This window comes from Paenibacillus sp. Mc5Re-14, from assembly GCF_001049835.1.
GTDB classification, from domain to species: domain Bacteria; phylum Bacillota; class Bacilli; order Paenibacillales; family Paenibacillaceae; genus Paenibacillus; species Paenibacillus polymyxa_C.
This window is the reverse complement of record NZ_CVPD01000001.1, coordinates 3,462,222-3,486,137: the sequence shown is the minus strand read 5'-3', so window position 1 is coordinate 3,486,137 and position 23,916 is coordinate 3,462,222. Positions and strand designations below refer to the sequence as shown.

The window sequence follows — 23,916 nt, the reverse complement described above, 5'->3', positions numbered from 1 at the left end:
TAACGTGTCCTTACGATGGGACGTCAAATATTATAAGCCATGAATTCAGCGATCTTGTCATGAAATAGAGGAATTAGACATAATCTGCTTCAACTTTTCTGTTGCCCGCTTCTGAATACGGGAAACGCTCATCTGTGATACGCCCAACGTCTGTGCAATCGCACGTTGAGATTGACCGTCCTGAAATGCCAGAAGAAGTACTTTCTGTTCCTGCTCTTTCAGTTGGCTTAAAGCCTGCTGAAGATCCATCCGTTTTTCCACCGTGTCAAAATCGTTAGCATCTGAGCTAATAAGCTCTCCTAACGTAGCTGCACTCTCTTCCTGAGATAATGGCGAGTCCAGTGAAACATAGTGGTAGCACTCACGGCCAGCAAGCACCTCGATCGTCTCCTCAACGGTAAGGTCCAGATACTCCGCAATCTCGTTCACATTGGGTGAGCGTTCTAATTTGACAGTCAGCTCATCAATGGCATGTTGAACAAGCGCACCCTTTTCCTTGATGCGACGAGGAACCTGTATGTACCAGGATTTGTCGCGCAAATAATTTTTCATATGTCCCAGCATACTTTTCATAGCGTACGGCTCAAATGGGATACCCAAGCTGATATCGTATTGCTGGAGCAGACGTATCAAAGCCATCTGACCGGTCTGATATAAATCCTCGTATAAGTCCGGGCGGTTACGGGATATCTTCCCAGCAGCCATCTTGACCATGGGCTCATACTTGCGGATCAGCACGGTAGCAATTTCGTTATCTTTGGTTTGCTGGTACTCCCAGATTAGACCAACGGCTTCATCCATCGACTCCGGGGGAGTTACCTTTTCATTCATACTGTTTCCTCACTTCTGGTCAGACGCTTTACCAACACCACTTCGGTGCCTTTTCCTGTCTCATTCAAGATATGAACATCGTCCATAAGCGCCTGCATGAGATAAAAGCCCAATCCGCCGATCTGCGCATCATTCAACTCCTTGTCATGCAAGGATGCGATACAAGTCGGGTCCTCCACACGTTCAAAGCTCTCCCCTTCATCTTTGACACGAATGGACAACGAAGCTTCGTCAAATTCGAATGTTACTTCCACGACTCCTCCCTCATGACCATATGCATAGAGAACAGAGTTATTACAGGCTTCCGATACGGCCACTTTCATGTCTTCAATCTCCTCATAAGAGAATCCCATTTTCGCGGCAATACCATATAAATTTAATCTTACAATATCAACAAAGTCAGCTGTGGCCGGCAAGTTAAGAACTACTTTTTGAATTTGAGCATTCATTTCTTTTTCTTTCCTTTCCTATTGGGAATTCTCCTGGGGGGCAAAGAATTTGGCAATACCGGTCATATCAAACAGTTTTTGAATCTGAGGCGGTACCTCTTGAACCGTAAACCGGGACTCCATCCCATGCCTTGCTTTTAAAATAGATAACAAAATACCAATGCCAGTGCTGTCAATGTATTTAAGGTCTCTCAAGTTAACAATCAAATCCTGGCTGGATTCCCCCACTAAAGGCTCCATGACCAGACGAAAATCAGGTGCTACCGAAAGATCCAATTCTCCACTCAGATAAACGGTATTTACACCATCTGCTGTTTCTGTGATCGCATTGAACTTCTCATTTTTATTAGTATTCATTGGCCTACTCTCCCAAAAAAAGATTTCCCTACATACTAACCCAATATACGAGTGTTTGAATCACGTTATAACTTTTTATACACCTGTAAAATACCACCAGCTAGGCTTCATTGATTCGGTCTTTACCTGGCTGCATTGGAAAATGGTCCGGTGAATGCCGGAGCAACGCCTGTTTTACACTGCTGATTTTAACGGGCTTACTAATATAATCGTTCATTCCAGCTTCAATACATCGGGGCTGAATCCCATCCATGACGTTAGCTGTCATAGCGATAATGGCAGGCTGAGATCTTCCCGCCAATTGTTCACGTACTCTACTCGTACACTCCAGACCGTCCATTACAGGCATCTGCAAGTCCATAAAGATATAGTCGTAATCCTGATTCGCAGTGACCATATCAAGCGCCTGTTGCCCATCTGCTGCCACGTCTGAAGCCAAACCGAGCTTATCCAGTATATTCACCATCAGCTTCTGGTTGATGGGATGGTCATCCACGACCAGTACAGGTTTACGGGTTGGGGGCTCCTGTTGTGGAATTTCCCAATCGTGGCTGGACTCCCCCTCCAGTTCATTTTCCTTGGCAACGCCAAGCTTCATTGTAAAATGAAACGCCACACCCTGTTCTCCACTTGTATCCACACGGATATCTCCGCCCATCATATCCACTAAGGTTTTGCAAATAGCGAGTCCTAGACCAGTTCCACCATATTTGCGTGTCATTGAAGAATCCAGTTGGGAAAAGGGATGAAATAGCCTTCCAACCTTGGCAGGATCAATACCAATGCCTGTATCTTTTACAGAAAACTCAACGGTAAGCCCATTGTCGCTACGCTCTTTAACAGATGCGAAAACATATACCCCGCCCTGATCTGTAAATTTAACAGCATTGGAGACCAAGTTAATCAGTACTTGACGCAGTCTACCCATATCTCCATATAACACGGGAGGCATCTGTTCATCGAGAAAATAAACCAGTTCCAAATTCTTGCGGTTCACCTCTACGGTAAATAGGCTGAAAACTTCCTTGATACAGGAAACCAAATCAAATGGATACTCCTCAACTTCCATCTTGCCTGACTCCAGCTTGGTAAAGTCCAGAATATCATTAATGACTGCGACCAGCGCGTCCGCACTGCGACGGATGATATCGGCATATTCCTGTTGATCGTTTTGCAGCTCTGTCTCCATCAGCAGATCAATCATACCAATGACACCGTTCATAGGCGTGCGAATCTCATGGCTCATCATTGCCAAAAATTCGGTTTTGGCATTAGCAGCAATCTCTGCCGCCTCCTTGGCGGCAATCAGTTCGCTGTTCATCTTTTCCAGCTCCTGCGTCTTCTGATGAAGCAGCATGGACTGTGTTTTCAAGCGCTTGTTTGTTAGATACATTTGTACGAAGCCTTCAATTTTGGACTTGAGAATTTGAGGGATGAACGGCTTTACCATATAATCAATACCGCCCGCTGAATATCCCGCAAACAAATGCTCCGCTTCCTTGCTGTTAGCTGAAATGAAGATAATCGGAATATCCTTCGTCTTCTCTCTGGCCTTGATTAACTTTGCGGTCTCAATTCCATCCATACCCGGCATTTGCACATCGAGGACAACGAGTGCAAATTCATCTTTTAATAGACATCGCAACGCTTCTTCCCCAGATGTGGCCTTTACCAGATTATATTGTTCACTCTCCAGCACTGCCTCAAGAGCGAGCAGGTTCTCAGGTCTGTCATCTACCAGCAATATATGAATCGGTTCATGAAGCCCCATGGAATCCTCCTAAGCATCTCTATTTAATCTTCCGGTATATCTTCTCTACCCGGTCCAGCGGCTCGTAGGAATCACTATAATCGGTGAAATGTATGGATTCCTTGGCCCCAAGCACCAACACACCAAAATGACTCAAGCTATCGTAAAACAACCCATGTACGTGGTTGCGAAGTTCGTCGTTGAAATAAATCATAACATTCCGGCAAAAAATAACATTGAACTCGTTAAAAGACCGGTCTGTCGCTAAATTGTGCTCAGCAAAAATGATATTTTTTCGTAAAAAGGGGTGAAACATCACCGAATCATACTTGGCTGTATAATATTCAGAGAACGATTGTGTGCCCCCAGATTCCAAATAATTTTTGGTATACAGCTTCATTCGGTCAATCCCATATACGCCTTCCTTCGCTTGTTGTAAAGACAGGTTATTCATATCCGTCGCATAAATACGGGCCTTGTCATATAAGCCTTCCTCATGCAGCATGATTGCCATAGAATACACTTCCTCACCTGTGGAGCAACCTGCATGCCATATTCGGATATACGGATACGTCCGTAAAATAGGAATGATTTTTTGCCTGAAAATTAAAAACAGCTCCGGGTCGCGAAACATCTCGGTCACCGGAATGGAAAGACTCTGTACCAGTCTATCAAAGGCGCTGCGATCATGCAGCACCTTCTCCTGAAGTCCTGATATCGTGCTTACGTTCTCGGACTGCGCATGATAATAAATACGCCGCTTGATCGATGGCAGAGCGTAGTTGCGAAAATCGTAGCCGTACAGCCGATGTATACCTTCCAGCAACAGCTCAATCTCAATCATTTCCCGCTCATTGTCATTCGATTTCACTTCATTAGCAGCATTATCCGCCATATCCTTCGATGTCATAATCTCTCTCCAATTCCTAAATAGGTTTTGCCTGTACCGCTCTCAATCAAGTGTCAATTTATATTACCCATTTTTTTGGATTACGAATACAACCACACCCGCATTAATGATAAAAGCTGTTCGGTTTGAATCGGTTTTTTTACATAATCGGAAGCGCCTGCCTCAATACACTTGGAACGATCATCCTTCATCGCTTTGGCTGTCAGGGCAATAATAGGCAACTTCTCGAATTGTGGCATTAACCGAATACGTCGCATCGCTTCATATCCATCCATTTCAGGCATCATCATATCCATCAGCACCAGATCAAAATCTGGCGTCTGCTCAAGCATTTCCAGTGCTTCCCTTCCATTTTCAGCAAAGGTAACCTCCATACGATAGCTTTCTAGCACACTGGACAGAGCAAATACATTACGAATATCATCGTCTACCAACAATATTTTTTTGCCTTCAAACAACTCTTCCTTGTTATAAAGCTTCTGCAAAATTTTACGTTTGTCCTCAGGAAGATTGGCTTCCACCCGATGCAGGAACAACGTAGTCTCATCCAAAAGTCGTTCCGGCGATTTGACATCCTTAATAATAATAGACTCTGCATATTTTCGAAGTTGTGTTTCTTCCTTACTATCCAGATCTTTGCCTGTATAAATAATGATCGGCAGATCGGTGAGCTGCTCATTTTCCCGAATGCGGTCGAGCAACTCAAAGCCTGTCATGTCACTGAGCATCAGATCCAGTACCATGCAGTCATACCGCTGGGTGGCCAGCTCGTTTAGTGCTTCTTTACCTGTCGAGATCGCCGTAATGGCCACATCATCATGGTCGATGAGCTCAATAATGGACTTGCGCTGATTATCGTCATCCTCGACCACAAGGAGGCGTTTTACCATTTGGTCCGTATACGATTTTATGTGTGAAAATGCCTTATCCAGACTCTCCTTCGAAGAAGGCTTTTTGAGATAGGCAATCGCGCCCATCATCAAGCCCTGCTTCACATCATCAATGACCGAAATAACATGTACTGGAATATGACGTGTCGATGAGTTTCCTTTCAGCTCGCCCAAAATGGACCAGCCATCCATCACAGGTAACTGAATATCTAATATAATAGCGTCCGGCAGATAAGAATGAGCCATGTTTAGCCCATCGTCTCCTTTGAGAGCGATCAGCGCCTTAAAGCCTCGGCTATGGGCCATGTCATACAAAATATTAGCAAAATTAATATCATCCTCAATAATCAGCAACACTTTATCCTGCGGGGTAATCTCGTTTCGGTCATCACCCGGATGTATGTCCTCTACTCCGCTCTTCGCAGGCATCTGATACACAGGTAAGCGTTCAGCAGGCATAATCATTGGAAGATCTGCTTCCGCTGAAGCAGCGACACCCTCATAATCCGGATGTACATCTGTACTGTCAAACGCCTCTCTCGAATGAGAATCCATATTCTTTTCGGTAGGCGTTTGTTCCGGCAAATACAGTGTGAAGCAACTGCCCTGTCCCTGCTCGGACTCGACTGTAATGGCACCGCCCAACAATTTGGAAAGCTCACGGCTGATCGACAGCCCTAGCCCTGTTCCCCCGTATTTCCGGCTAGTCGTACCGTCTACCTGCTGAAAGGCTTCGAAAATCAGATCTGTTTTGTCTGAAGCAATTCCGATGCCTGTATCACGTACAGATAGAGCCAGATAGGATTTTCGTGAATCTAACATATCTGGAAGCTGCTCTCCGTTTGCCCGAGATACCTTGAAACGAATAGAGCCTTCGGTGGTGAACTTGAACGCATTGGACAGCAAGTTACGTAAAATTTGTTTGAGACGATAACCGTCACTAATAATGGCATCTGGCAAGTTCTCTTCAATTTCGGTATGCAGTTGAAGCTCACGTTTGGCTGCGACCGGAGCAAAATTCTGTTCAACAAACAGCTCCAGCTCCTCCAAATGGACCGTTTCATGATTAATATCCATTTTTCCAGCATCCACTTTGGATAAATCCAGAATTTCATCAATCATTTTCAACAAATCCGCGCCTGACATATAAATGGTTTGTGCATATTCCACCTGTTTGGGCTTGAGATTGCCTTCCTTGTTCTCAGACAGTAGCTGAGAAAGAATGAGCAAGCTATTTAGCGGAGTACGCAGTTCATGCGACATATTGGCCAAAAACTCGGATTTGTATTTGCTTGTGATCCCAAGCTGCATCGCCTGTTGCTCCAACTGGGCTCGTGCACGTTCGATCTCATCGTTCTTTTCTTCCACTTCTCGAACCTGTTCTTCCAGTGCTCTCGTTTTGGCAATCAGTTCAGTATTAAAATGCTCCAATTCTTCCTGTTGACGCTGTAATAATTCCTCGGAACGCTTAAGCTCCTCTGTTTGCTGCTCCAAATTCTCGTTGGAACGCTTGAGTTCTTCTTGCTGAGTTTGCAGCTCTTCAGACTGACATTGCAATTCTTCGGTAAGTGCCTGCGATTCGCGCAGCAGTTGCTCAACTCGCATCCGTCCCTTGATATTGTTCAAAATGATCCCCAAGCTCTCCACTAACTGAGCAAACAGCTTCGTTTCCAGATCACTGAAGCGATCCAGTGACGCTATTTCCACGGCACCAATGCATTCATCCTCGAACATAATAGGGAAAATCATAATTCCCACGGGCTTACTTTCTCCTAAGGCGGAGCCAATGGACAAGTATCCTTCAGGCGCCTCTGTAACCAAGATTGGCTTACGATCCAGAACACACTGTCCAAGCAAACCTTCGCCCACCTGGATAACGTCTCTGATCGAGCCTTCGCCAGTCACCTTTGCATAGGAGCCATACAACTTGAATCGGTGGTCTTCTACATCTTTTCCTTGCAGGTAGATGGCTCCGTAACTGCCTCCCAGGATGGGCGTAAACTCACTAATGAACATCTGAGCAACCTGCTCCAGTGAATTCACACCACGAAACAGCTCAGTTAACCGAGCAGTATTGGCATTAAGCCAGGTTTGATCCTTCTGCGTTTGAAGGACGGAATGCTCGAATTTCCTTTTTTCATCTAGGTCGCCAGCCAATTGTTGAAACACACGAGCAACCTCTCCGATTTCATCTTTGGAGGCCACACTCATCCGGCTGATAGCCCTGTACTTTCCCTTGCCAAAGCCGCTCATCATGAGGTTAACAGTATTTAGACCTTTGGCAATGCTCGGGAGCACCCACAAAATAACCAGTAAGCCCATGATCAGACCAGCAGCCATCAGGATTGTGGTAATCTGCACAGATTCCTCATAGGCCCGATTGGCTTGCTTCATATCGTTATCAATTTCCCGATCCTGAAAAACGGCAAGGGTATTAATGCTGTTCATTGCCTCCTCTTGAGCAGGCAGTCCAGTGCTATTACGGAAAGCATTAGCTTCCTCAATACGATCTTGCCCCAATAAGGAAATGAGTCTCTCTTCGTAGTTTATGAAGTCTTTCCATGCAGCAGCCACCCGGTCAATCTGCTGTTGCTCTTCACTGGTTCCGGAATCCGTTTGCAGACTAGCCATCACTTTAGTACCCACAGCGGAAAGATCATCGAGCTCGCGTTTGGCCTCGCCGACAGAGGAGCCTGGATTCAAGATTAGATTGGCCATCACTTTAGCCATATCGTTCACCTGTCCGCGTATAGCTGTTGTTTTCCGGACCTTCACATATCGTTCTTGATAAACCTGGTTTAGCTGTTCATTCAGGCTCCCCATCCGGTCATAGCTGATTAGCGTCAGCACAAGGAGGATCGCCATAAGCGATCCAAAGCCAATCAGCAGCTTATTTCTGATTTTCATGCAAGCTCTCTCCCTCTTTCAGCGAAATCCAGATCAGGCACTTATCATCATCGCGATCCTGCGGTCCCCCGTCATTACGAAAAAATGCATCCAGCATCGCTTCTTCATTCCATTCCTCATACTTACGCAGACAGGCAGTCAGATAATCCAATTGTTCCTCATATTCACCTTCTACCGCCTCCAGCAAGCCATCTGTATACAAAGCGATATGCCCAGTTCCTTCGTAATAAATCGTGTGCATCTCTGCATCAATTTTATCAAACAATCCGACCGGGCTACACGCACGGTCTAATTTGGTTATACTGCCGTCCTGATTGAACAGCAAGCCGGGAGGATGCCCTGCATTTACATAGTCAATTCGCCGTGAACGAGTATCAATCACCATATAAATCGCCGTAAAATAATACTGTACCAGTTGCTTGCCCAAATCCAGTTGATTAAAACGACGATTCAGCTCTTGTATGACCTTCTCCGGCTCCACATACGTGGTCACCGTATCCTTAAGTACAGACGCAATGAACATGCAAAACAGAGAAGAAGAAATGCCATGGCCCATCATATCGAGCAAAATGACGGCATATCTCCCTTCCCCTAGCGGATACCATGAATATAAATCCCCCGCCAGTTCAAAGGAAGGCTGGTACAGTGCATTCGCTTGCAGCATCGGGTCCTGAATGGCAGGACTCAGCACCGCCTGCTGCACCATCGCAGCCAGCTTCAATTCATCCTGGATTCGCTGATCCCGGTCCTTATGCCAGTCCTTTTCCTGCTTGAGACGCAAGGCAGATCGAATACGAGCCATTAGCTCTACCTTGTTGATCGGCTTCGTGACATAATCGACGGCTCCCACATCCAAGGCTTCGGCCAATTTTTTAGAATCGCCTACAGCGGTAACCATAATAATCGGAATATCTTTTAAATGTTCATATTCCTGCACAATACTGCAAGCCTCAATGCCGTCCATTTCAGGCATCATCATATCCAGCAGCACCAAATCAATATCCGAAGGACGGGGCCGGAGACTAATGGTACGGTCGCCGATTCCCAGATGCTCCAACATTTCTGCGGCCGAGCTGGCAGAGATTACATCGCGATAATTTTCTTTTTTTAGTATTTCACGAATAATAATGACATTCGTTGGATTATCGTCAACAATTAGAATTCTCATTGCTCTCTCCTTATCTGTAACCCATGTATTATACTATACCTGCTTAGGGGGCAACACCCATGTTGATTGGAAATAGCGTTTCCGTAAGCAGGCATTCCAAAAACATAGATAAGGAATGAGGCTGAAGCCCCATTCCTTATCTATGTTTTTGGAGGACCCGCGAAACACTCGTGCTGCGGCCAACATCTTTTTCAAATCTAAGCTTGTTTGATCCTATGATGAGCTGGAAATATCACGCTTTTTTCGCAATAACCAGCACTTTACCCTGATCTAATTCTTTTTCATAAAAATCTGCTTCCGTATCTGTAAAACCCAAGGAAGTGATTTTAGCACGAAGCTCATCGCCACGGGAGCGGAACAAATTCGCTAATGAGTCGAAAACGCCTTCTTCCTTAATCCCGATTTCCTTGGCAGCCACCGTATCGGCGATACGATCCGTCCGATCCTGATCATGAGCGAGCACGAACACATCCTCATAACGATAGCCCGTGTTACGCAACTCATTCACAGCTTCAACGGCTTGTACACCGTTCTCTACCACCTTGGCATAAGATTTATGATTGGTCTGATTCATGTTTCTCACGCTCCTTTAAGGATTGACTTCCCTGACTATTACACTTCATTCATCCATTTGAAACTTCCATATGATGTCACGCCTTGAAAAAATCGATCACCACTCCGTTTCATCAAAAAACTCAACATACTTCGGCTTATCAGACGTCTTATCCGTAAACACTTTGATCGCACGCTGCCCGCGTACATATACTTCTCCGTCTTCTGCCGTAAATTGCGAGCCGCCTAGCGCCTGATCCAGCGTTTTCCGTTGCAGTGGCAGCCACTTATCATTCACTTTGATTCGACCGGCAGCAGGATCTACATGCACATAAGAGACGACGTCATCACGCATACCTACCACGACATCCGGATATTGATATTCTGTAGAAAGCAGCAGCATATCCTTCTTGACTCGAAGTGGCTTGCCCAGTTTTTTTAATACATCCGTACGAGTATCATCCAGAGATATGCCATTTAAGGTCTGAAAATCAGCTGGCACAGCATGTGGAGCGGTTATCGTCTGAACAGCCCTTACCATATGCCCCGCTGTCTGCGGGGAGACGGTTTGCTGAACCGTATCCTGTCCGGAAAAGGGAGTGAGCAAACCAGCGGCTAGTAATAATGTCTTCATCATAATTCTCACCCTTTCAATGAATTTCCAATAGTTTACGGTTCAGCACTATACTACTGACGCATTTTCTGCCACACCCCAGCAGCGATGTCTACATAACCCAGCCAGTTCTTAGCTGGCTTGCCCGCAGGTTCCCCATAAGTGGCATTGTAGCTCTGAACCGTCCGCTCTGTTGCAGTCAAAGGTCTGTTCGAAACCGTTGACTTGATTGCCTTCTCCGTTCCGGAAGGGCTGCTCGCAGTGCTTCGCGACTTCTGAAGCCGTGTCATTAACGCTGTTGAAGCCTGCTTGGCGGCCAGCGTCACTTCACTAAGTACCTCCCCCAGGTTTTTAACCGACTCCATCACTGGTTCCACTTGCTTCAATTTATGATCAACATCTGCGGTGATGTCATTTGCATGTCGAACCGTTTGCTTTACTTCATAACTCAGTTCATCGACTGTCTTTTGTACTTCCTGCAAGGTTTGAGTCACCTTATCCAGAGAACCTTGGGCTGCTTTCAAAGTCTTAATAAGGTAAATAACGAGAACGGCAAATGCGATAGCAATAATAAAAATGCTGACCTGTGTTAACATAGCGTAACCTCTCTTTCGTCTTTCACGATGATGTTTATGATTACTGCATAGTTACCCTCTACATTCGGACACGAAACAACGTCCAGACTGGTAGCTCCTTGTGCTCCAATCGTTATGATTCACAGGCCCTTGCATCGTTTAAAACACCATATAATGATGGCACAGCCACGCTTAATCTGTAGAAGTCACTGTCATCTGCTACCACGCTCGATCAGGGCGCGAGTATGCCACATTATATACAATCAAAGGAGGATACAGAACATGCTGAAATGGTCGGCTTTATTCTTAGTTTTTGCTGTGATCGCCGGGATTTTAGGTTTTTTTGGTATCGTCGTCTCCGTAGCCGCTACAATCGCCAAAATGTTATTTGTACTATTTTTGGTGTTATTCGTTATTTCACTCTTTACCGGAAGAAAACGAGCCTCATAGGCATTGGATGATTGGTACGCCCAAAAGTGTTATGTATCATATGCTTATCAAAAAAGGATGTTCCCACCCTGGTCAACAGAGTTGTGGAACATCCTTTTTTGATGTAACTTTTAACAGTGAACGACGTTTCTATTGGATCACGCTGCCTCCAAACAGGAAACGATCCTGCCAAGGCTTGCTGAAATCCGTAACTTTAACACCACCGGCCGCTACAGAAAACGTATGGAGAAGCTTGTTGTCTCCCAAGTATACAGCTACATGCGTAATCGTTTGGGAGGAATTATCCAAGGACGTGTACGCCCCTGAAGATGCATTATAATTTGTAAAAAAGAGCAGATCGCCACGCTTCAGTGTAGTCATATCCGTATTCGGCTGACTATTCTGCTTGATCCACTCACCCTGTGAACGAGAATCTGCCGGAAGCTGGATACCTACAGCCTGACGGAAAATTTGGCGAGTAAATGCCGAGCAATCAAAAGTAGCCGTACTGTTGCGATCAGAACCATATTCATAAGGTGTTCCAAGGTAAGTCATACCTGTGTCAATAACCTGTTCAATTGCAGCCGCTGCATCACCAGAAGACAAGCTAACCGTCGATACAGGAGACGCTACCGCAGGTAGGGCAGTAGTATCTGAAGCTGGTGCAGCCGCAGAAGCTACTGCCTGCTGCACAACAACGCCCTCACCAATACGAATATATTGTGGAGATGAGCTGACATAGCCTACTGTACCGTCAGCAGTGGTGACCTTGAACCAATATGCGTTGCTTGAATCGGTAATCGTTACGACATCCCCTGTGTTCATATAGCCCAGAACCTCGGAAGAAGTGGATGCCTCCGCCCGCAAACGAACGGACGTTTGAATCGTAGCTTTCGTTTGACCGGCAGAACTATTCACTGAAGCCAAAGCCTCTTTAGTTGAAACATTTTTAACTGAAGCTGAAACAGTTTTAGCTGACTCTGAGGCTTCCGTTTTACGGCTGACAGGCGACGTGGCAGCAGCAGCGACGCTGGTAGCGCCAACTTTTATGTACTTGTCAGAGCTGCTTGTGTAGCCGGTTACTCCATCAGAAGTCTTGACCTTATACCAATAGTTGTTTGTTTTCTCCAATACCGTTACGGCCTCTCCCTGCTTCATAAAGCTGACTACATCGCCCGTAGTGGAAGGGCCAGATCTAAGCTTTACAGCCGCCTGGATAACCGCCTTCTGGCCTGCGGATGCTGTAGTCGATGCCGCTGCGTCAACCTGACCCGGCGCCACATGAATTGCTGCCAACAGCGCGGCTGACGTCATGAGCATTCCCATCACGCGTCTTCTCAATGTTGCACCTCCTGGCTGTTTTTACGAATTTGAAGAGCATAATTCCGACGAATATAGCCGGACATGCCTTCATTATAGTAAAAGCAGCAGGAAGAGAGATATAATCCAAACGTCACAAAAGATAGCGTGTACACCATTTTAGGTATAGGTCTAAAGTCACTTTTTATACTAATTATTTAATAATTAATCTATAATTTAGGTTCTACATGGACATGAACGTGCATCGTATTATGAACCTCTTGTAGACGTTCCTCAATCCGGTCGCTGATCCGATGTCCTTCGATCAAACTGAGCTGCGGATTGACCTCAATGACCACATCCACCAGCGCATGGTTACCGTGTACCCGTGCCTTAACGTCACGAATTCCCTCCACTCCAGGTATAAGAGCAATCGTACTCCGTAAGTCGGACAGTTCTTGCTCATCAAATCCATCAGTCAAGCTATGTGTGGAATCCCTAAAAATCTCCCACGCTGTTTTACAAATGATGAACCCTACCACAATCGCCGCAACAGTATCCAACCACGGCAGCCCAAACTGTGCCCCGATAATGCCCACTGCTGCTCCAACACTGACAAGTGCATCCGATAGATTATCCTTGGCCGCCGCCAGCAACGCCTTGTTGTTGATTTGCCGAGCCAGCCTGTTATTGTACAGGTACACTCCCAACATAATCACTGCACAAATCACAGCCACACCCGCAGAGGTAATATCCGGTGTTTGCTTTCCTCCCTTAAAAATGCTTCCGATTCCGTCAATCAGCACCTGCAAACCAACGACAGCCATAATAAAGGACGCCAGCAACGCCGCGATCGTTTCGGCCCGAAAATGTCCATAGGTATGGTCGGAATCTGGTGGTTTCTGGGAGATTCTTAGACCGATTAATACAGCAATCGACACCACAATATCGGTGACATTGTTGAATCCATCGGCCAGCAACGCGCTAGAAGCAAATATATATCCGCTAATCAGCTTAAAGGCGGACAGCAAGAGATAAGCAGCAATACTCACCCACGCCCCTCGCTCACCTTTTCGTATTTCATCATAGACATTTACCACAACCGAGGACACTCCTTCAAATAGATAGTTTGCAGCATAGAGACCTGCCCAGAAATAAAAATAGCAGCATAGCTGCCGTCGTACCATTCTTTAAAATAAGCAGCACAGCTGTCCTTACACTACTCCTCAAACAAGCAGCAAAGCTGCTACTAAAAATAACAATTTTCCTTTGGATAACTGTTATTTTCAGGATAACAGACGTACTTTGTGTGGGTCTAGAGAAACAGTCTTTCCGCTCTACATCGCTGTAGGCACAACGAAAAAGTATTGCCAGGCACCATCCCTGTAGGTTACACAAAACAATTTTTCCTTTATGCAAAAAACAGACATTTTCCCTCCTACCTTACTCCAGCGATGTGTTATCATTGTTGCCCTTGTCCCTTCTTTTAAAAACGTATAAAATGAGGACACAGCCGCGTTTTTCTTCAATCCAGCATGATTGACTTGAATCTGGCGGCAACAGGAGGAATTTATTCATGAGCGATGCTAAGGAACCACGTAAAATTAATCTCGCAGATGCCATTCGGGAAAAACTGGCACAAAAAAAACAGCAGTCCGGCGCTTCACAGCAGGGCGGCTTTCAAGGCGGTCCCACCAAAACACTGAAAAGCCAAAATACGAAGAAGCCGAACAACCAACGCCGTCGTACAGGCGGATCATAAGCCACCCCATAGGCTATATAGGGTACCGAAGAGCAGGCAAGATCTATCTTACCTCATTCTCGGAACCGATTAAGCTAAGGGCATGGCACAAAACGAAAAAAGAGGAGTCTCCCGGCCATATCAATGGCCTGATGGAGCTCCTCTTTCGTTTATCTATTTGCTGAAATTAGCAGTTCGGATGTTAGCCGATTTCTACCGGGTACATGCGTTCACGTAATTTAGCGATTTCTTCATTTTCCAAGTATTCATCATAGCTCATCGTACGGTCGATTACGCCGTTTGGTGTAATTTCCACGATGCGATTCGCAATGGTTTGAATGAACTGATGGTCATGAGAAGTGAACAAAATAGTCCCGTCAAAGTCGATCAGACCATTGTTCAGCGCTGTGATGGACTCCAGATCCAAGTGGTTGGTCGGTTCTTCCAGAAGCAGTACGTTAGCACCGTTCAACATCATTTTCGCCAGCATACAGCGAACCTTTTCTCCCCCGGACAGTACACTTGCTTTCTTAAGCGCTTCTTCGCCTGAGAAAAGCATACGTCCCAAGAAGCCGCGCAGGAACGTTTCATCCTGATCCTTGGAATATTGACGCAACCAGTCCACAAGGTTCATATCCACACCTTCAAAATAAGTGGAGTTATCTTTCGGGAAATACGCTTGGCTCGTTGTAATCCCCCAGGAAAATTCACCTTTATCCGCTTCCAGTTCGTTCATCAAGATCTGGAAGAGCGTCGTTTTAGGCAGACCGTTCGGACCTACAAACGCAATTTTATCGCCTTTGTTCACAACCAGACTGAACTCGTTAAGCACTTGCTCGCCTTCCACGGTTTTGCTGACACTATCTACAGTCAGCAATTGTTTGCCCGCTTCACGCTCAGGCTTGAAGTTAATGAACGGATATTTACGGTTCGATGGACGGATGTCGTCCAGCGTAATTTTATCCAGTTGCTTTTTACGCGAAGTCGCCTGTTTGGACTTGGAAGCATTCGCAGAAAAGCGCTGAATAAAGGCTTGCAGTTCTTTGATTTTTTCTTCCTTCTTCTTGTTCGCATCGCGAGCCAGTGTAAGCGCAAGCTGGCTGGATTCGTACCAGAAGTCATAATTGCCGACATACATCTGGATTTTACCAAAATCAATATCCGCAATATGCGTACATACCTTGTTCAGGAAGTGACGGTCATGGGATACAACGATGACGGTGCCTTCATAGTCCATCAGGAAGTTCTCCAGCCACTGAATGGATTCGAGGTCCAAATGGTTGGTAGGCTCATCAAGCAGCAAATTGTTCGGACGACCAAACAACGCTTGTGCCAACAGAACGCGCACTTTGTCGTTGCCGCTCATCTCAGCCATTTTTTTGTCATGCAGATCGCGTGGAATACCGAGACCGATCAGCAATGCAGCCGCATCCGGCTCGGCATCCCAACCGTTCAGCTCTGCAAATTCGCCTTCCAATTCACCAGCACGCAAACCGTCTGCTTCGGAAAACTCTGCTTTAGCGTACAGTGCATCCTTTTCCTTCATGATTTCATACAGACGCGTATGACCCATAATAACGGTTTCCAGAACCGGAAATTCATCGTATTCATAATGGTTCTGCTTGAGGACAGCCATCCGTTCGCCCGGTGTCATGTGAACCTCACCTGAATTGGCTTCGATTTCACCGGAAAGAATTTTCAAAAAGGTGGACTTACCCGCGCCATTCGCCCCAATCAGGCCGTAGCAGTTCCCAGGAGTAAATTTGATATTTACGTCTTCAAAAAGTGGGCGTTTACCATAACGAAGCGTTACGCCGCTTGTACTGATCATATAAGCATACCATCCTTATCATTAGTAAAGTGCTAAACACAAAATTACCGACGGCAATAGTATAACACACAAAAGATCGGATTCGAACCGTAGTCTAAGCAGAACTGTCTCTGAATCTCATCCAATATCTTATAAATAAAATAAAAAAATGCTTCTGTCTTCACGATTGTCACCTGACAAACACCTCGACCAGAACCATTTTTATGTTTCAAATTCAATGAGATAACTCAAGGACAGATACCTTACACTCTCTCTGTACTTGTAAATGTTCGGAAGCTCCGACGCCTATCGGAATAAGATACATCCCCGCCTCCTCGTCCTGTCTTATGACTACTTTGACACCATAGACTGCCTGAATCAGTTCGGATGTAACGACCTCTTTAGGCGGACCATTCGCTATTATGCGTCCTTCCTTCATAGCGATCATCACGTCGCTATACCGAATAGCCTGATTAATATCATGCAGGACCATCACGATGGTCAGTCCGTGCTCCCGATTGAGCTGCCGAATAAGCTCCAAAATCTCAAGCTGGTAATACATATCCAGATAGGTGGTCGGCTCATCCAAAAATAAAATCGGCGTTCGCTGTGCCAAGGCCATCGCAATCCACACACGCTGCCGTTCTCCTCCTGAGAGCTGATCCAGTGTATGTGTTCTGCGTTCCTCCAGATTGGTGCAGGCTATAGCCCATTCGACTGCTTCCTCGTCCTCGTCTCGGCTGGTTGTGAACATGCTCTTATGAGGCAGTCTTCCGAAGCTGACAAGTTTTTCTACTGTCAGGTCGGAGGGAGCTTCGTTCTGCTGATGAACTACCGCTAATTGACGGGCCAGCTCCTTGGGCTTGTAGTGGGCTATCTCCTTGCCGTCCAGAATCACCTGGCCCATGCGAGGAACAGCATTGTTGGACATCACGCTGAGCAGTGTCGATTTGCCACATCCATTGGGGCCAATAATCGTAGTAATTCGTCCCCGCTCAATAACAGCATTGATCGCATGTAAACGGTCTGTTTTCCGATCATAGGAGAAGGTTATATCTTTAATGTCCATAGGTGCGATCCGCCTTTCTGATCAGGAATATTAGGAACGGTCCGCCAATGACTGCCATAATAATAGAGGCTGGAATTTCATTGGGAGCAAGCACCGTTCGCCCCAGTGTATCCGCAAGCAACAGCAGCAAACCGCCGCATAAGGCAGAGAACGGAATCAGCCACTTATGATCCGAACCAACCAGGTAGCGGGCACAATGCGGAACGAGCAGGCCGATAAAAGCAATCACCCCTGCGATAGCTGTAGCAGTTGCTGCAAGCAGCACTGCAATCACAGAAATCAAAAGTCGTGCGCGCGTCACGTTAAGACCCAAATTTTTAGCCGTTTTATCTTGAAGTGACAAGAAATTACACCAGGAGAAGACGAGCATGGCTAAAATTAGCCCAATCCCGCCATAGGTCACAATTACCTCAACATCTACCCATTTTTTCATAGACAAGGTTGAGGTGGTGACCTGATTAATGCTGGTGACCGCATAACTGCCCCGATAGTTAAACGACTGACCTAGGCCGGAAAAGATGGCGTTTACTGCCACCCCAATCAGAATAAGGCGAATGGGATGCAAGCCGGATTTCCATGAAAATCCGTAGACCATTAGACAGGCCAACGCACCGCCAATAAATGAAAAGAACGGCATCCAGAAATAAAGCGCGGGAAAGATGGTCACCGCGATCAGCGAGACCAAGGCCGCTCCCGAAGAAATGCCGATCACGCCAGAATCCGCCAGGGGGTTTTTCATGACAGCTTGCAGCAAAACACCCGCCACCGCAAGTGCTGCTCCCGCCATCACAGCTACGATAATTCTCGGTAGTCTGAGGTCCTTGACCACATTCACCTGATCATCTGTACCTGTCCACAATCCGGTCACCAACTGGCTCAAATTCACCTTGAGGCTGCCTGTCATCGCTGAATACAGCATGACAGCGACGAGTAAGACAATTACAACAATAAGGCTCCATAATTTTTTGGACATGTCATCAGCTTCCTTTAATTCGAAGGATACAGCATTTTCATCAGCTCATCCAGCGCAGAGCTTGCCGCTAAATTCCCTGTGGTGCCAAACAACGGTTCAGGCAGGTCATAAACATGCCCTTTTTTCACAGCGTTGAAATGCTTCCAGATATCGTTAGTTTTGAACTCTTCATCGAACATTTTTACGACCTCATCCGGCATCCCGTGTGCAGCACGCAAAATGATATCGGGGTTGGATTGCTGCAAGGCTTCGGTATTATGGGCTATGAACTCCACTTTCTCGCCTTGAACTACATTTGTTCCGCCTGCAATTTTAACCAGATCTCCAATATAGGAATGTTCGGTAGCCACCAGATAGCTTCCCGGAACACCCAGTAGAATTAGTACTTTAGGAGACTTCTTGCCTTTGATGTTTTGCTGAATCTCAGCAACTTTGGCATCCAAGGCCCCATTAATCTCTTTCGCCTTTTCAGCTTTATCAAATCGGTCTCCCAGCTTTTGAATTTCCTTTTGCATATTCGCAAGGCTTTCAAAATTCAAAAATTCAGCATTGATGTTCAGATCCTTAAACTTGGGCTCCAAATCATATTTGAGTGTGGTCACCGACAGTACATCTGTAGGTTTCAAGGACATTACTTTTTCCATATCAGGACTCATCGGATTTCCCACATCAGGGACATCCTTGTAACGATCAGGCAATACTTTGGTGCTTGTCGGCTTGCCAGCCAAATCCAAGCCCAGCGCATTCGTAATTTCAGAAATGGCTACTGTAGTCGCCACAATACGTGGAGTTGCTGTTTTATCATTAGACGACTTTTCAGTTGCATCTGATGCTGCCGTTGAAGTCGAACCATCGCTAGGGTTCTGTCCAGCCTGTGCTCCCCCGGAGCATCCGGCCAGCAATAAGATCATAATGCCGATTAACATATAGAAAACAAACGATTTCTTTTGAGTCAAAGCTGCATACTGATTCATGAAAATCCAATCACCTCAATTCAAAATATAGAGCAACAGCGTAGTCCCAATTTTTTCAGGTATGTAAATGCTGACAAGTCTTGATGCCGGGGCACCAAGACTTGCTCGCATACAAGCTTTGCTGTTATTCAGGCTTTATTGATGTCATAACCTGAGGTTATTTCACCTTTAGGCTTGCTTCATCAAATTGGAACTGAACCGTATACCAGTGATCATATGGTACTCCGCCAAGGACCAAACCAGGCACAATGACGTGTGTGTAAGCACTGATTTTCTGGGACAAGTCCCCTACCTCAAATTGGACGATACGTGTATCACCGGATGTGGAGATCACTTCCACATCTTTTAGGGTACCGTTTTGCTCCACTTGTAGGGTTGGCATCCAAGAGCTGTTTTTCAAAGAGACTTGGATATAACGCTTGTCTCCCTTTTCAATCAATGTGGCTGGTTTATCGAGATAACCATCCATAACGGACGCTTCATTTGTTTTGTCTTTAAATACGTTGTAATTGATCGTGTATTGCTTCTCGGAAGCCGTTTGAACTGGTTGCTCAACTGCTGGTTTTGCTTCAGCTACCGGTGTGGTCGTTTCTGCTGCTTTGTCCGTAGAAGCTGCTGTCGGTTCAGTAGCGGTTGCAGTTGTAGCTGCATTAACTCCCTCACCTTTGAGTGACGCACGGTCAAATTGAATCTGTCCGCCGAATTTCTCATTAAAAATGTACTTCTCAGGCAGATATACCTGTGTGTACACACTCAGCTTTTTATCCAGATCAGGTACTTCGAAGGCAATTGTGTGTGTATCCCCTTTTGTGTCGGAAGCCACAATCGTTGGATTAGCATAACGGCCCTCAAAGTCCGTTTGGAATAATTTCAAAGCCTGATTGTCCGTTACGGTTACATGGGCCTGGACCTTACCATTTTTCACAATCAACTTCGCCAGACTCTGTACAAATGGAGCCACCAAAGAATCCTTGTCCGTTCCGTTTGCAAGCACACGGAAGTTCGCAGTGTACTCTCCATCGGCTAAGTTATTTTTCCCCTGTTCTACTTTGTCTGCTTTGGTTTCGTTGTGATAAGATACATTACTGGTATCGAATTTAAATTCAAAATCATATACCTTTTCTACTCGATCCTCCGCCTTGAAAACCATCGGCGCGCTACTTGCCACTTTAGGAGCTTCGTAGACAACCAGTTGACCTTTTACGTTGTTCTTAAAGTCACTCACACTGAAACGAACGTCCTTCGTATTACTTGCTGCATCTTCCCGGGTCACTTCTGCATCCTGATAACCTCCACTTGCGTTATCCCAAATGCGCAGCGCCTTAACTTCATTACTGTTTTGCAGCTTCAGACCTACAAACCGTTTGTCGCCTTCCACGACCAATTGCGCTGGTTCATTAGTGATGAAGCGTTGAGCCGGAGAATCAGATCCTGTGACACCATCTGGCAGCACAATGCTGAATTTCAATGCATATTTACCATTGGCAAGCTTGTCGAAATCCAATTTAACGATAGGATCAGCTGCCCCTGAAGAAGTAGGCTCCACAAAGCTGCGAATGGTGGCAGGCTCGAATTGGAACTGCACATCATATACGTGGTCGTAAGGGATGCCACCCAAATCCAATCCAGGTACGATGACATGCGTGTTCACTGTAACTTTATCTGAAAGATTAGGCACTTCAAATTGTACTGTTCTTGTGTCTGCAGAGGTGGACTGTTCAACCACCTGAGCTTCAGAACCATTTACTTTAAACGTTTTAATCCAGCTGCTCTTGTCCATTTTAATTTGAATGATATTTTTACCAGACTGTTTTAACAGTGTAGCTGGCTTTTGCATATACCCATCCATCACAGATATTTCATTGCTTCCGTTTTTGAGTACGGAGAAATCAATGCTGTATCTGCCATTTTCAACTGGGGTTGTGGTTCCGTTATCCGGTCCCTTAGCTGTAATGCTGCTGCGGTCAAATTGAAGACGAAGCTTATGATTCATCTCATAAACCCCACCTGGATAGGTGGTGCTCACATGGACCTGTGCATTCAGAATAGCGTCCAAATCGGCTACTTTGAATTTCACAACACGTGTATTAGCATTCTTGTCCTCACTTACGATATCTGCATCTGCCAACGTTCCGTTTTGTTCTGTTTTAAACTCTGTCACGGTGGTGCTGTCTTTGATGGTAAAGGAGGCTTCATACTTGCCTTTTGATACCGTCAGCGTGGCCGGAGATAATAAATATTGCGCCATGGCCGATTTTTGATCTTTGGTTGCGTGCAGCGCATCGAAATTGATCGAATACGTTCCATCAGCTAAATTCTTTCCGGGCGTGCCTGGTGTGCCTGGCGTCCCAGGATCAACCGGGGTTGGAGCATTCGTAATGCTGTTTTTATCAAATTGAAGACGAAGCTTATGATCCATCTCATAAACCCCACCTGGATAGGTGGTGCTCACATGCACTTGTGCATTCAAAATTGCATCCAAATCGGCTACTTTGAATTTCACAACACGCGTATTGGCTGTCTTATCCTCACTTACAATATCTGCATCCGTAAGTGTCCCGTTTTGCTCTGTTTTGAATTCTGTTACAGTAGTGCTGTCTTTAATGGTGAAAGAAACTTCTTTTTGTCCCTTCAATACCGTCAAAGTCGCTGGAGACAACAGATATTGTGCCATGGTTGATGGCTGATCTTTGGTTGCGTGCAGGGTGTTAAAGTTAATAGAATACGTTCCATCCGCCAAGCTAGGTGATGTGGGCACAGATGCCAATTGAAGATCTACATTATAAGTATGCACGTAGCCCAGCTCAGGCCAGTTGATGCTTACCCATGCGCTTAACTTAGCAGGTATTTCTTTAACCTCGAATTCAATAACTCGTGTATTTGCAGTTTTGTCTTCACTTACTGTAGCAACATTAGTTAATACTCCGTTTTGCTCTACCTTAAAGCCGTCAATTTGCGTACTGTTTTTCAAGGTAAAACGGACATACTTCTTGCCATTACGTTCAATCAAGGTGCCTGGTTTCTCTGTATACCCATCCATCATAGACTTTTCATTCGTTCCATCCTTCAAAAGAGTGAAGTCCAGATTGGATTTTGTTTCCGGAGAGGTTCCATTTTCTGTGATACTATTTTTATCGAACTGAAGACGAAGTTTATGATCCATCTCATAAACCCCACCTGGATAAGTCGTACTCACATGTACCTGTGCATTCAAAATCGCGTCCAAATCGGCTACTTTGAATTTCACAACACGCGTATTGACTGTCTTGTCCTCACTTACAATATCTGCATCCGTAAGTGTCCCGTTTTGCTCTGTTTTGAATTCTGTTACAGTAGTGCTGTCTTTAATGGTGAAAGAAACTTCTTTTTGTCCTTTCGCTACTGTCAAAGTCGCTGGAGACAACAGATATTGCGCCATGGCTGATGGCTGATCTTTAGTTGCGTGCAGGGTATTAAAGTTAATAGCGTACGTTCCATCCGCCAAAGTTGTTGGTACAGGTACAGAAGACAGCTGAAGATCTACATTATAAGTATGCACGTAGCTAAGCTCAGGCCAGTTGATGCTCACCCATGCGTTCAGCTTGGCTGGCAGTTCTTTTACTTCAAACTCGATAACTCGTGTATTCGCATTTTGATCTTCACTTACAATAGAGGTATCGGTTAACACTCCATTTTGCTCTACTTTGAAGCCATCAATTTGCTTGCTATTCTTTAATGTAAACCGGGCATATTGTTTACCTCCACGCTCTATTAGTGAGCCTGGTTTCTCTGTATACCCATCCATCATAGACTTTTCATCTGTTCCATCTTTCAAGAGGGTAAAGTCCAAATCAGCTAATTTTTCTCCTGTGCTAGGAGGCGTTACCGGCGGTGTCACTGGTGGAACGGTTGGATTCTCCGTTGAGTTTTTAAGTCTCAAACTGGAAGGATCAAACTCAATCCATTCCTTCACTGAACGGTCTGGATCGGTATCTACATACCATGGAGAACTACTGTTAAATCCAAACTCTGTATTTACATTTTGATGAAAATCATAAACATCGAAGCTAACAGTTCCCGAAGCTTTTCCGGAATCTACTTCTATTTTGGCGGGAACCGTTTCCCCGTTTTGTTCTACTAAAAATTTCGAAAGTCCTTGAGCCTCCGCAAATTTAAATGAAAAATGGTATTTTCCATCTTTAATGATCAAGTCTCCAGGATAGGTATAGTTTGTTTTAAAACTCGAGTCCTTGGTGCTTCCGCTGACTGTCTTTCGTAAAGGCTTATAATCAATCAGGTATTCTCCATCTGCATAAGTCGCTTCAGTAGTAGTTATAGCATTGGTAGGCTCAACATATGGACCGGGCAGTTCTACCGGATACTCATAAGTAGCATACGTAGCACTAGTCACTGTAGTGCTTGAGTCAGGCAAATTCGACGAAGTGGATTCATCCTCGGGTGTTGCTCCTGCGTATGGTGAAAATAAAGAAAACAACATTAGAATAGCAGCGAATGTCGTAATATATTTGTTAAATCGGCTTTTCAAGGTGATGTATCCCCCTACTTAAAATATACTCATTTGGAGCTCTGGAACTGAGCTCCAAATGAGTATTCAATTCAAAATCATATTTTCAAAAAGA

Annotated in this window: 19 protein-coding genes; 2 read left to right on the top strand and 17 right to left on the bottom strand. The window is 45.4% G+C overall.

Annotation, left to right across the window (positions count from 1 at the left end):
- Positions 1–57 precede the first annotated feature (57 nt).
- The 10 genes from BN1546_RS15690 to BN1546_RS15645 form a co-directional block, all read right to left on the bottom strand.
- Entirely contained in the window at positions 58–831 is a 774-nt protein-coding gene (locus tag BN1546_RS15690) for a sigma-70 family RNA polymerase sigma factor (RefSeq protein ID WP_013373041.1), read from the bottom strand.
- Positions 828–1,280 carry an anti-sigma B factor RsbW gene (gene rsbW / locus BN1546_RS15685; protein ID WP_090738244.1) on the bottom strand — a complete coding sequence of 151 codons (453 nt, stop codon included), beginning with the start codon at positions 1,278–1,280 and terminating at the stop codon, positions 828–830. The genes BN1546_RS15690 and rsbW overlap by 4 nt, the downstream gene beginning before the upstream one ends.
- Positions 1,281–1,298: 18 nt before the next feature.
- Positions 1,299–1,637 (bottom strand): STAS domain-containing protein, encoded by a 339-nt coding sequence (locus tag BN1546_RS15680; RefSeq protein ID WP_013373043.1) that lies wholly within the window; start codon positions 1,635–1,637, stop codon positions 1,299–1,301.
- Positions 1,638–1,737: 100 nt separating this feature from the next.
- Complete coding sequence (locus tag BN1546_RS15675) at positions 1,738–3,408, bottom strand: response regulator (protein WP_025675411.1); 1,671 nt, start codon at positions 3,406–3,408, stop codon at positions 1,738–1,740.
- 19 nt (positions 3,409–3,427) lie between these two features.
- Entirely contained in the window at positions 3,428–4,297 is an 870-nt protein-coding gene (locus BN1546_RS15670; RefSeq protein ID WP_017425950.1) for a CheR family methyltransferase, read from the bottom strand.
- 80 nt (positions 4,298–4,377) lie between these two features.
- The gene (locus BN1546_RS15665; RefSeq protein WP_090738242.1) at positions 4,378–8,094 is read right to left on the bottom strand and encodes a response regulator; all 3,717 of its coding nucleotides are present in this window, start codon (positions 8,092–8,094) and stop codon (positions 4,378–4,380) included.
- Complete coding sequence (locus tag BN1546_RS15660; RefSeq protein ID WP_058831093.1) at positions 8,078–9,262, bottom strand: PP2C family protein-serine/threonine phosphatase; 1,185 nt, start codon at positions 9,260–9,262, stop codon at positions 8,078–8,080. Before BN1546_RS15660 ends, BN1546_RS15665 begins: the two co-directional genes overlap by 17 nt.
- Positions 9,263–9,494: 232 nt before the next feature.
- Positions 9,495–9,836 (bottom strand): YflT domain-containing protein, encoded by a 342-nt coding sequence (locus BN1546_RS15655; RefSeq protein WP_013373048.1) that lies wholly within the window; start codon positions 9,834–9,836, stop codon positions 9,495–9,497.
- Positions 9,837–9,932: 96 nt separating this feature from the next.
- The gene (locus BN1546_RS15650; protein ID WP_090738240.1) at positions 9,933–10,451 is read right to left on the bottom strand and encodes a hypothetical protein; all 519 of its coding nucleotides are present in this window, start codon (positions 10,449–10,451) and stop codon (positions 9,933–9,935) included.
- A 50-nt stretch (positions 10,452–10,501) separates the two neighbouring features.
- Positions 10,502–11,023, bottom strand: a complete 522-nt coding sequence (locus tag BN1546_RS15645) for a DUF948 domain-containing protein (protein WP_090738238.1) — start codon at positions 11,021–11,023, stop codon at positions 10,502–10,504.
- Between the two features lie 261 nt (positions 11,024–11,284).
- Here BN1546_RS15645 and BN1546_RS15640 point away from each other — a divergent pair, with 261 nt between their 5' ends.
- Positions 11,285–11,452, top strand: coding sequence for a DUF1328 domain-containing protein (locus tag BN1546_RS15640; protein WP_013373051.1), 168 nt, complete (start codon positions 11,285–11,287; stop codon positions 11,450–11,452).
- A gap of 129 nt (positions 11,453–11,581) precedes the next feature.
- Here BN1546_RS15640 and BN1546_RS15635 read toward each other — a convergent pair whose 3' ends face one another.
- The gene (locus BN1546_RS15635) at positions 11,582–12,772 is read right to left on the bottom strand and encodes a C40 family peptidase (protein WP_064963544.1); all 1,191 of its coding nucleotides are present in this window, start codon (positions 12,770–12,772) and stop codon (positions 11,582–11,584) included.
- A 188-nt stretch (positions 12,773–12,960) separates the two neighbouring features.
- Positions 12,961–13,830, bottom strand: coding sequence for a cation diffusion facilitator family transporter (locus tag BN1546_RS15630; protein ID WP_013373054.1), 870 nt, complete (start codon positions 13,828–13,830; stop codon positions 12,961–12,963).
- A gap of 476 nt (positions 13,831–14,306) precedes the next feature.
- Here BN1546_RS15630 and BN1546_RS15625 point away from each other — a divergent pair, with 476 nt between their 5' ends.
- Positions 14,307–14,492 (top strand): hypothetical protein, encoded by a 186-nt coding sequence (locus BN1546_RS15625; protein ID WP_090738236.1) that lies wholly within the window; start codon positions 14,307–14,309, stop codon positions 14,490–14,492.
- A gap of 181 nt (positions 14,493–14,673) precedes the next feature.
- Here BN1546_RS15625 and BN1546_RS15620 read toward each other — a convergent pair whose 3' ends face one another.
- The 5 genes from BN1546_RS15620 to BN1546_RS15600 form a co-directional block, all read right to left on the bottom strand.
- Positions 14,674–16,302, bottom strand: a complete 1,629-nt coding sequence (locus BN1546_RS15620) for an ABC-F family ATP-binding cassette domain-containing protein (protein ID WP_090738234.1) — start codon at positions 16,300–16,302, stop codon at positions 14,674–14,676.
- Positions 16,303–16,516: 214 nt separating this feature from the next.
- Entirely contained in the window at positions 16,517–17,350 is an 834-nt protein-coding gene (locus BN1546_RS15615) for an ABC transporter ATP-binding protein (RefSeq protein WP_058712535.1), read from the bottom strand.
- Positions 17,340–18,323: a FecCD family ABC transporter permease gene (locus BN1546_RS15610; RefSeq protein WP_013373059.1), complete on the bottom strand. Its 984-nt coding sequence runs from the start codon at positions 18,321–18,323 to the stop codon at positions 17,340–17,342. The genes BN1546_RS15615 and BN1546_RS15610 overlap by 11 nt, the downstream gene beginning before the upstream one ends.
- A gap of 14 nt (positions 18,324–18,337) precedes the next feature.
- The gene (gene isdE / locus BN1546_RS15605) at positions 18,338–19,297 is read right to left on the bottom strand and encodes a heme ABC transporter substrate-binding protein IsdE (RefSeq protein ID WP_090738232.1); all 960 of its coding nucleotides are present in this window, start codon (positions 19,295–19,297) and stop codon (positions 18,338–18,340) included.
- A gap of 157 nt (positions 19,298–19,454) precedes the next feature.
- Entirely contained in the window at positions 19,455–23,822 is a 4,368-nt protein-coding gene (locus tag BN1546_RS15600; protein ID WP_090738230.1) for an NEAT domain-containing protein, read from the bottom strand.
- Positions 23,823–23,916: the final 94 nt, after the last annotated feature.